The sequence below is a fragment of the Rhodococcus sp. NPDC078407 genome, assembly GCF_044542515.1.
GTDB lineage: Bacteria > Actinomycetota > Actinomycetes > Mycobacteriales > Mycobacteriaceae > Rhodococcoides.
Map to the genome: position 1 here is coordinate 1 of NZ_JBITUQ010000045.1, position 9,079 is coordinate 9,079.

General features: G+C 70.4%; 9 protein-coding genes. 8 read left to right on the forward strand and 1 reads right to left on the reverse strand.

Annotated elements, in window-relative coordinates:
- Positions 1-373 precede the first annotated feature (373 nt).
- Positions 374-718 carry an NADH-quinone oxidoreductase subunit A gene (locus ACIGGF_RS25020; RefSeq protein ID WP_007626392.1) on the forward strand — a complete coding sequence of 115 codons (345 nt, stop codon included), beginning with the start codon at positions 374-376 and terminating at the stop codon, positions 716-718.
- A 95-nt stretch (positions 719-813) separates the two neighbouring features.
- Here the strand turns inward: ACIGGF_RS25020 and ACIGGF_RS25025 are convergent, their stop codons facing one another.
- Positions 814-1,581, reverse strand: a complete 768-nt coding sequence (locus ACIGGF_RS25025; protein ID WP_241260621.1) for a hypothetical protein — start codon at positions 1,579-1,581, stop codon at positions 814-816.
- Here ACIGGF_RS25025 and ACIGGF_RS25030 point away from each other — a divergent pair.
- The 7 genes from ACIGGF_RS25030 to ACIGGF_RS25060 are packed head-to-tail and all read left to right on the forward strand — an operon-like array spanning position 1,567 to position 8,884.
- The gene (locus tag ACIGGF_RS25030) at positions 1,567-2,217 is read left to right on the forward strand and encodes a hypothetical protein (protein WP_241257514.1); all 651 of its coding nucleotides are present in this window, start codon (positions 1,567-1,569) and stop codon (positions 2,215-2,217) included. The genes ACIGGF_RS25025 and ACIGGF_RS25030 overlap by 15 nt on opposite strands.
- Positions 2,210-3,145 carry a complex I subunit 1 family protein gene (locus tag ACIGGF_RS25035; protein ID WP_017836399.1) on the forward strand — a complete coding sequence of 312 codons (936 nt, stop codon included), beginning with the start codon at positions 2,210-2,212 and terminating at the stop codon, positions 3,143-3,145. The genes ACIGGF_RS25030 and ACIGGF_RS25035 overlap by 8 nt, the downstream gene beginning before the upstream one ends.
- A gap of 3 nt (positions 3,146-3,148) precedes the next feature.
- Entirely contained in the window at positions 3,149-3,712 is a 564-nt protein-coding gene (locus ACIGGF_RS25040; protein ID WP_064257203.1) for an NADH-quinone oxidoreductase subunit J, read from the forward strand.
- Entirely contained in the window at positions 3,709-4,011 is a 303-nt protein-coding gene (locus ACIGGF_RS25045; RefSeq protein ID WP_017836397.1) for an NADH-quinone oxidoreductase subunit K, read from the forward strand. Before ACIGGF_RS25040 ends, ACIGGF_RS25045 begins: the two co-directional genes overlap by 4 nt.
- Complete coding sequence (locus ACIGGF_RS25050; RefSeq protein WP_206492765.1) at positions 4,008-5,954, forward strand: NADH-quinone oxidoreductase subunit L; 1,947 nt, start codon at positions 4,008-4,010, stop codon at positions 5,952-5,954. Before ACIGGF_RS25045 ends, ACIGGF_RS25050 begins: the two co-directional genes overlap by 4 nt.
- A 2-nt stretch (positions 5,955-5,956) precedes the next feature.
- Positions 5,957-7,447 carry a NuoM family protein gene (locus ACIGGF_RS25055; protein ID WP_007626381.1) on the forward strand — a complete coding sequence of 497 codons (1,491 nt, stop codon included), beginning with the start codon at positions 5,957-5,959 and terminating at the stop codon, positions 7,445-7,447.
- Positions 7,448-7,468: 21 nt separating this feature from the next.
- Positions 7,469-8,884: an NADH-quinone oxidoreductase subunit N gene (locus tag ACIGGF_RS25060; RefSeq protein ID WP_042329325.1), complete on the forward strand. Its 1,416-nt coding sequence runs from the start codon at positions 7,469-7,471 to the stop codon at positions 8,882-8,884.
- The last annotated feature ends 195 nt before the right edge of the window (positions 8,885-9,079 follow it).

Sequence of the window (9,079 nt, forward strand, 5' to 3'; positions counted from 1 at the left end):
TGCTCGTCGGTGAACTGGCGAAATCGTGACTTCGTCTGTCCCATACGGCCACGGTCTCGCGGGTCACCGCTCAGCTATGGGAGACACGCCCTAGTCAAGGAATGTGGACAGTTCTTCGATGAGTAGCCAGCGACGCGCGGAGGTGTGCGCTTTCTTTCGACGACAACCCCGCCCCCAGTCGAGCCCAACCGGTTCCAGAGATTTCGCATCAGTCGGACCCACACGCGGGTGTTCCTGCTCTGCGGAGCCGGCCCCGGTCACGGCTGACCGCCGAGCTGGAACGAGATTATCGATCGCGGTAATCCGTTAAGGTGACTCCCATCGCTCAGCGACCGGCCTCGATGTTCGACCGCGAGAAAGGGGAGAGACCGTCATGTCCTCAGGGATCGTGTCCGTGGCTCTGGTGGCGCTGTCTGTCGTTGCTCTCTTCTATGCACTCCACCGCGTGGCCAGCATTACCTCCGACCCGTTGACAGTCCTGCCGGCCCAATCCGGGTGGGCACCGCAGGAGCACGCCCTGTCGCGGTTCCACGCACGCTGGTACCTCGCCTCGATCGTGTTTCTGGCCTTCGACGTCGAGATGCTCTTTATGTACCCGTGGGCCGTGGTGGTGATCGAGAAGGGGCTCTCTGCGGTGGTGGAGATGTTCCTGTTCCTTGGTGCCCTGCTAGTCGCCGTGGCCTGGGCACGGCGAGAAGGCGCATTCCGATGGGCTTGAGCCCGTTTCTCGCCCGCCTCGCCGTCCAGGCCACCCGGGTGCTCGTCGTCGAGGCCCCGGGCCAGTGGGCGACTCGGATGGAGCTTGAGCAACAGCTACTCCGTCGCGGGTGGCGGATAGCCAGTAGTCCGGCTCAGGGGGACGTGCTCGTCGTGTGTGGTGCGCCGGGTCCTGAGCTGTCGGATCTGGCGAACCGCCTCTGGGAGCAGATGCCCGGCCCTCGGGTGCGCATCGGCATCGCCTCGCCCGGAGCGGTGGTTCCCGCCCTCGACAATGCCACTGCGCTCCTGCTCGACACTTCCCATCACCGGACCGACGCCCGCGAACGGGCGCAGGAGCCCTCGATGTCCGATCACGCGAACAATGCTGATGGCGAAGGGCACGAAGGGCACGTGGGCCACGAAGGACACGAGGAACACCAGGGCCACGGTGGACACTCGGACCACGAAGAGCACGCGGATCGCCAGGCGCACGAGGGCCACGAAGACCATGGCGGGCATGGTGGCCACGAGGGCCACGCAGACCACGGCGGGCACGAGGGCCACGAAGACCATGGCGGGCATGGTGGCCACGAGGGCCACGCAGACCACGGCGGGCACGAGGGCCACGAAGACCATGGCGGGCATGGTGGCCACGAGGGCCACGCAGACCACGGCGGGCACGAGGGCCACGAAGGCCATGGCGGGCATGGTGGCCACGAGGGCCACGCAGACCACGGCGGGCACGAGGGCCATGAAGGCCATGGCGGGCATGGTGGCCACGAGGGCCATGAAGGCCACGGGGATATGGACATGGCTCCCGCCGGGATTCCCTTGGCCGAAGGCGGGGAGGACCGCGACGGCCTGGAGATGGATGTTCTCCATCTGCCGCTCGGTCCGGTATTGCCGTTCTGGCCGGCCGGGCTCGTGCTGCACTGCTCGCTACAGGGGGACGTTGTCGTCGACGCCACCGCCTCGGTGATCGACGCGACGGAGCACAGGGCCGGAGCACCCGGTCGGCCCACGGACCACGCGTCTGCCACGGTGACCCAATGTGATCAGGTCATGGCACTGCTGGCACTGGCCGGTGCCGAAGACCTGGCGGACTGCGCCCGCCGTGCCCGGGACGGGATTCTGACGGGCGATCCCGGTGCCGCCCGTGACGCCGTCGAGCGTCTGCACCGGAAGGTTCGCAGGTCGCGGCTGCTGCGCTGGTCATTGCGGGGCGTGCTGCCGCTCGGCCCGGCCGATCTGGAGCGCCACGGCTTGCCGGGGCACTGCCTCGGGGATGCCCACGACCGGTTGCTGGCCCAACTGGAACGGATCCGCGTCGAGGTCGGCGGCGCAACGCCGGACCGGGCGGATGGCGGCTCAGCGCAGGAATCTGCGGACAAACTAACTGTGCCGTGGGCGGTGGTGCCGGACCTGGTGACCGGTTTGGAGCTGGGCACTGTGCGCTTGGCGGTGGCGAGCCTTGATCTGGGCTCGCATCCTGCCGTCCGGGAGGTGGGGCATGTCTGAGACCGTGGTGACGACCGTGTCCGGTGGGTGGGCCGTGCTGGCCGGGGTGATCCTGTGTGGGCTGGCGTTGTTCGCGGTGGCGCTGGACGGGGTGCTCTCGTCGCCGGCGCGGGGCGGCGGTCGTGGCGGGCCCACTCCCCTGGCCCGTGCGGCCCGTCTGTTGCGGCAGCGTCGCCGCACGACGGTCGCCGCGGACACCCTGCTGTGGCGGATCGGCGGCGCGGGCATGCTGGTCGGGGCGTTCCTGATGATCGCCGTGATCCCGCTGGGCCGCTGGACACTGGCGGACCTCGACGTGGGAGTCGTGTGGTTCAACGCCGTCGACGTCATGGTGTGGGCCCTGGTCTGGCTGGCGGGGTGGGGCGCCAACTCCATCCACGGTCTGGTGGGCGGTTACCGCTTCCTCGCGCACGGGCTGGCCTATGAGCTGCCGCTGATGTTCGCATTGGTGGCCCCGGCGATCGCCGCCGGCAGTCTGGCGGTGGGCGACGTCGCGGCCGCGCAGGACGGCGTGTGGTTTGTGGTGTGGATGCCGGTGGCGTTCCTGGTCTTCCTGATCGGCGTGACCGGCTTCTCTGTATGGGGTCCATTCGCCCCGGCCCTGTCCGCGGACATCGTCGGCGGGGTGACGGCCGAACTCTCGGGGGTCGATCGGCTGGTCCTGCAGGCCGGGCGCTACCTGTTCCTCACCGCCGGGGCGGCGTTCTCGGTGCCGCTCTTCCTCGGCGGTGGTGCCGGGCCCGTCCTGCCCGACTGGGCGTGGGTGCTGGTCAAGACAGCGCTGGTGCTGACGGTTCTGGTGTGGGCGCGGCGCAAACTTCCGCTGCTGCGACCGGATCGGTTCATGGAGATCGGCTGGACTGTCTTGCTCCCGGCCGTCGTGGCCCAGGATCTGCTTGTGTCCCTCGTCGTGGTCTGGAAGGGCTGAGCCGTGCTGGTCGGGATCGTGTTCTGGGTACTCGCTGTGGTGGCGGTGACCGCGGGGACGGCCGTGTTCGTGGTGGACTCGATGGCCCGGGCCACCTACGCGCTGGCGGCATCGTTCATCGCCGTGGGGGTGATGATTTTGCTGCTGGGTCAGAGCTACCTGGGCATCATCACGATTCTGATGATGGTCATGGAGATGGCGGTGATGGCGGTCTACATGGTGATGTTCATGGGCATGAACCCGGCGCTGATGCCGATGGACATGACCCACGGGAAGAAGACCGCGATCGGCACCTCGGTCGGGGTCTTTGTGCTGCTGGCCGCCGGGGCGCTGCTGATCCCGTGGCCCGAGCGACGTGGCGCCCCACCCGAGGACCTCACCAACGCGCTGGGCCTGGAGATCATGGGCGAAAAGATGTTGGTGATGGCCGTGGTGGGCGCGGTCATGGTGGCCACCATCGTGGCCGGGATCGTCCTGGCCGCCGGGCGCACCCGCTACGACCGGCTCGGCGACGATCTGCGGCGCCGCCCGGCCGACGACCCCCAGCCGGGAGGTGTGGGTCGATGACCCTGGAGGCCGTTCTGGTGGTGGCCGCCGCCCTGTTCGCCGTCGGGCTCTACGGGGCCCTGTCCCAGCAGGTGGTGGTGATGGTGATGATGGGCCTGGAGTTGATGATCAACGGGGTGCTCCTGGCCGCCGCGGGGTTCTGGTGGTTCCTGGCCCCGGGCCCCTCCGGGCAGGTGCTGCTGCTGGTGGTGCTGGCGGCCATGACCGTGGAGATGGCCATGGGCTTTGCCGTGGCGACGCTGTTGCACCGCAAGCGGCAGACCGACATGACCGACATGGCCGAGGATCTCTCCGGATGACCGCCGACCAGACCTTGCTGCTGACCCTGGTGGTGCTCCCGGCTGCCGTGGGTGCGGTGCTCGCGCTGACCCGGGCGGAGCGGGTTGCGGCCCCGATCGCGGTATCGACCGCTGCCGTGACCGCGCTGCTGGCGGCTGTCGTCGCCGTTGCGCGGCCTGCGGTGGCGTTCCCGTTCATCGCCGGCGTCGACGTGGCATTGGAGGTCGACGCCCTGGCGGCGCTGACCCTGCCGATGGTCGCAGTGGTGACCCTTTTGGTGCTGGTTTTTGCGGCCGGCAACATCCGGGCGGCCCGGCCCCGCTTCCACGGGCTGATGCTGCTCTTCGCCGCCGCGGCCCTGATCACGGCCTCGGCCGCCAGCCTGCCGGCGCTGCTGTTTGCCTGGGAGTTGATGGGCGCGACCTCGTACGCGTTGATCGGGTTCTGGTGGCGGGACACCGACCGCGTCTCGGCCGGGCTCACGGCCTTCCTCACCACCCGTACCGCCGACCTGGGTCTCTACCTGGCCGCCGGCGCTGCCTTGGCCGGCGGCGCCGGTATGGGCCTGTCCGAGTTGCCGGCGGCGGAGAGCCCGTGGCGGCACGTGGTGGCGGCCGGGATCCTGGTGGCGGCACTGGGCAAGGCCGCGCAGCTGCCGTTCTCGTTCTGGCTCTCCGGCGCGATGAAGGGCCCCAGTCCGGTCAGCGCACTGCTGCACTCGGCGGCGATGGTGGCAATGGGCGGTTACCTGCTGCTGCGCGTGGAGCCGCTGCTCGCCTCCACCGGGTGGGCGGGCCCGGCCGCCGCGTGGATCGGGCTACTGACCGCGGTGGCGATGGGGATCGTGGCGTTGGCCCAACGGGATCTCAAACAGTTGCTGGCGGCGTCCACTGTGGCGCAGATGGGATTTGTGGTGCTGGCCGCCGGAGTGGGCGCGGTGAGCGGAGGTGCCGCCCAACTGGTGGCCCATGCCTCCACCAAGGCACTGCTGTTCCTCGCTGCCGGGGCGTGGCTCACCGCGTTGGGCACCGAGAAGCTCACGGAACTGCGCGGGGCGGGCCGCCGATGGCCGGTGGTGGGCGTGACCGCGACCGTGGGAGCCCTGGCCCTGACCGGGATCGCGCCGCTGTCCCTGTGGGCGACCAAAGACGCGGTGCTGGCTGGGGCCCTGGAGACCTCGGCCTGGCTCTACGCCACAGGACTGGTGGCGGCGGCCCTGTCGGCGGCCTACTCCGGCAAGGTCCTATGGACGATCTGGCACCGCGGGGCCCAGGCCCGGGTCGAGGAGCCCACCGCCGGGCGGGAGGTCGGCGCAACGCAAGAGCTCGGCACCGGGCAGGTGGGGGCGCTCGAGCAGGCCCCGCTGGTCGTGCTGGCCGCGGGGGCGGCCGGGCTGTCGGTGTTGGCGCTGCCCCCGCTCAGCGGCGCCCTCGCCCAGGCGATGGGCGGGCACGGCGAGGTGACGGCGCTCGAGCTCGTGGTCTCGGCCGCCATCGCCCTGGCCGTGGTGCTGCTGATGCGACGTCTACGCGCCCCGGAACTCGGGTGGGCCGAGCGGTGGCTGGGGCTGGAGGCTGCTGCGCACGTTGTCGTCGTCGTTCCCGTCATGCGGTTGGCGCACCTCCTGGCCCGGTTCGACGACGCGGTCCTGGACCGCGCCGTGACCTCCGTGGCCGGGGCCGTCCCGATGCTGGCACGGTCCGTGGCGCGGTTCGACGACGAGGTCCTCGACGCCGGAGTCGGAGCAGCCGCACGGGCCGCCCATACGGCCGGGCAGGGCGCGGCCCGCCTCGATGACGCCGTGGTCGACGGCGCCGTCGAGGGCCTGGCCGGTTGGGTTCGCCGACTCGGGCACCTGGCCCGCACCCCGCAGACCGGGGCCGTCCACCAGTACCTCCTGCAGGCCGTCGCGGTGCTCACCGTGGCCGTGGTGGCCTGGACCGTCTACGCAGTGATGGGATGAGCATGCTCAGTCTGATCGTCTTTCTCCCCTTGGCCGCCGCCGCCGTCCTGGCCGCGGTGCCGGCGATCGGGCCGGCGGCCGCGCGATGGGCGTGGATCGCGGTGAGCGTGCTGGAAGTGCTGCTGGTTGCCGTGGTGTGGGCCGGCTACAAGGACCCGGGACCGAACGGGCTGGCGTTCGAGGAGCAGGTGCCGTGGATCCCGGGGGTGGGCAGCAGTTACCACGTGGGCATCGACGGGCTGTCCCTGCCGCTGGTGGCGATGACGGTCGTGGTGTTCTTGGCGTGCGCTGTGTACTGCCTGCGGGATTCGGACCGGCCGCGCGTGCAGGCGGCGCTATTTTTGTTCCTGCAGAGCATGAGCCTCGGCGTGTTCGTTTCAGCCGACCTGATCCTGTTCTTCGTCTTTTTTGACCTGTCGATCGTGGGAATGTACTTCATCATCGCCGGGTGGGGCCACGGCAATGCGGCCCGGTCGGCGCTGAAGTTCTTCCTCTACACGTTCCTGGGGTCGCTGGCCCTGCTGCTGGGTTTCATCGGGCTGTATGTGTTCTCGGCGCCCCACACCTTTGACATCCCCGAGCTGGTCGCCGCACCCCCGCTGGCCGGTGAGCCGCTCGCCGGGGGGCTGGTGCTGGCGGCGATCCTGGTGGGCTTGGCCGTCAAGACCCCCACCGTGCCGTTCCACACCTGGCTTCCCCCGGCCCACACCGACGCCCCGGCCGCCGGCTCGGCCGTCCTGGCGGGGGTGTTGCTGAAGATGGGCGCGTACGGCTTCGTGCGGATCGCCATGCCGATGCTGCCCGAGGTCTGGCGGGCGTGGGCCTGGGTGATCGTGGCCGTGGGAATCGTCTCCGTGCTCTACGGCGCACTGGTGGCGCTTGCCCAGACCGACCTCAAGCGGATGATCGCCTACACCTCCGTCAACCACATGGGCTACATCGTCCTGGCCCTGGGTGCGGCCGGGCTGCTGGTGGAGGGTGCCGAGCAGGCCCGGTCCGTGGCGGTCACCGGCGCGATGGTGCAGATGGTCAGCCACGGACTGATCACCGCCGCCCTGTTCTTGCTGGCCGGGGTCATGCAGAGCCGGGCCGGGACCTACGACCTGGGTTCCTATGGCGGGCTGGCCGGCCCCGCCCCGCGGTACGCGGCGCTGTTCGCGATCGGCGCCTTTGCCTCCCTGGGCCTGCCCGGGTTCTCCGGGTTCATAGCCGAGTTCCAGATCTTCGCCGGCAGCGTGGCCGTGGCCCCGGTGACCGCAGTGGCGCTAGTGGGCATCGTGATCACCGCCGCCCTGTTCCTGCGGGCCCTGCAGCGGGTCTTCACCGGGCCCGCCGCCGGGCGCTCCCCCGGGTTCGCGGACCTGCGGGCGCACGAGCTGTGGTCGGCCGGCCCTCTGCTGGCGCTGTCCGTGCTGATCGGAGTGCTGCCGCTGGTGCTGCTCGGGGTGATCGAGCCGAGCTCGGCCGCCCTCGTGGAACTGGTGGGACGGTAACCCGTGGACGCCTCCATGCAGATGAGCCCCGGGCTGCTGCTGCCCGAGATCATCGTCTTTACCGGCGGATTGGCGGTGCTACTGGGCGGATCGTTCCTCCCCCGGCAGCGCCAGTGGATCGCCCGCGCCGCGGCCGCCCTGGCGCTACTGGGCGCCGCGACCGCCGCCGCGGTGGCTATGGCCGGGCCTGCGCAAAGCGCCTTTGCGGGTACCTTTGCCGTGGACACCGCCACCGGCGCCGCACGGGTGATAGCCACCCTGGCCACCCTGCTGATCCTGGGGGTGGCCTCCGGGGAGCTCAAGGACTCCCCGCGCGAATCCGACACCTACGCCCTGCTGCTCTTCGCCACCGCCGGGGTGATGGTCCTGGCCGGGATCACCGACCTGTTGGTGCTGATCGTGGGATTCCTGCTGGCCAGCATCCCGCTGTACGGGATCATCGGACTCACCGGCGGCCGCTTGGGCGCCGAGGCGGCGGTCAAGACCTACCTCATGGGGGCGCTGTCCGGGATCCTGTTGATGCTGGGCGTCACCGTGCTCTATGCCCTGGCCGGAGGCACCGACTACGCCCTGCTCCGGGAGGCGTTGCCCACCGCACCGGACGCCGCCGTGGGGACAGGCATCCTGGGGGTGCTGGCCGGGCTGCTGTTCAAGGCCGGCGGGGTGCCGATGCACTTCTGGGTGCCCGACGCCGCCCAGGGCTCCGGGGTCACCGCCGCCACGTTCCTGACCACCGTGCCCAAGGTGGGCGCGCTGGTGGCCGTGTACCGGTTGGTGGCCACAGTCTCCGCCGAAGAGCACTCCTGGTTGCTCGTCGCCGCCCTACTGGCCACCGCCTCGATGTTCCTGGGCAACCTGGCCGCCTACTGGCAGACCGATCCCCGCCGGCTACTGGGCTGGTCGACCGTGGCGCAGGTGGGGTTCCTGCTGGTGCCCGTGGCCGCAGCCGGGCGCAGCGACCTGGCCCTGCCCTCGCTGTTGTTCTACCTGGCCGCCTACGCCGTGACCAACGTCGCCGCCTTTGCCGTGACCGCTGCCCTGCCCGAGCACCGGACGCTCGCCGAATACCGCGGGCTGGCCCGCTCCCGCCCAGGGTTGGGACTGACCGTGCTGGTGGCGCTGCTGGGGCTGGTGGGCACCCCGCCCCTGGCGATCTTCGTGGGCAAACTGACCACCGCCACCGCCGCCTGGGACGGCGGTCACGGGTGGCTGGCTCTGGTGGTGGTGGTCAACAGCGTGATCAGCCTCTTCTACTACCTGCGCTGGTTCGCCCCCGTCTTCGCCCGACCCGACTCCCAAGCCGCCGAGTTCCCCGGACGCGGCGGGATGGCCGCCTGGCCGGCCGTCACGGCCGCGGTCGCCGCGACCGCGAGCCTGGCGCTGGGCGTCCTGGCCGGTGTCCTGTGGGCTGCCCTCGACGGCCCCGGGATCCTGTAGGGCTGGGAGCGGCAGCCTTCCCCAGCCGGAAGGGGCGTCGAGTAGGTGCGGGAGGGAGCCGGGGGCCGTACAGGAGAGCCCGCTTATAGGAGAGAACCCCCTAGGGCGTGTCTCCCAATCGGCGTAGCCAGGTGAGAATTGCGCAGAGGGTGACGGCGGCGCGGTAGGTGATCGCGAGTTTGTCGTAGCGGGTGG